The 240-nt window shown below is 58.8% G+C and carries 1 protein-coding gene; it reads right to left on the bottom strand.

Annotated elements, in window-relative coordinates; all coding sequences use genetic code 11:
- Positions 1–128 (bottom strand): LAGLIDADG family homing endonuclease (locus RMT89_RS46445; RefSeq protein ID WP_399499125.1); only part of this gene is annotated, 128 nt, incomplete at its 3' end.
- Positions 129–240 lie beyond the last annotated feature (112 nt).

Genomic DNA, 240 nt, shown 5'->3' on the forward strand with positions numbered 1-240 from the left:
GCCTGCACATCCCCGGCGAAGTCGATAGATGACGACGAGAATCGGATGCTGTTGAACGACTCGACCCAGCCGTCAGAGTCGATCAGGCCGCGCAGCAACTCCAAGCGCTCTGCCCTACTAGCGCGCATATATGCGGCAGGGATGCGCTTCTCGTTGGAATACTTCCCCCAGAGCCCCAGTTCGACAAGCTTGTCCTTCAGCCAATTCAGACGGCGCTTGGTCCCACTAATCCGGTAGTCG

It is taken from the genome of Streptomyces sp. P17, from assembly GCF_032436805.1.
GTDB lineage: Bacteria > Actinomycetota > Actinomycetes > Streptomycetales > Streptomycetaceae > Streptomyces.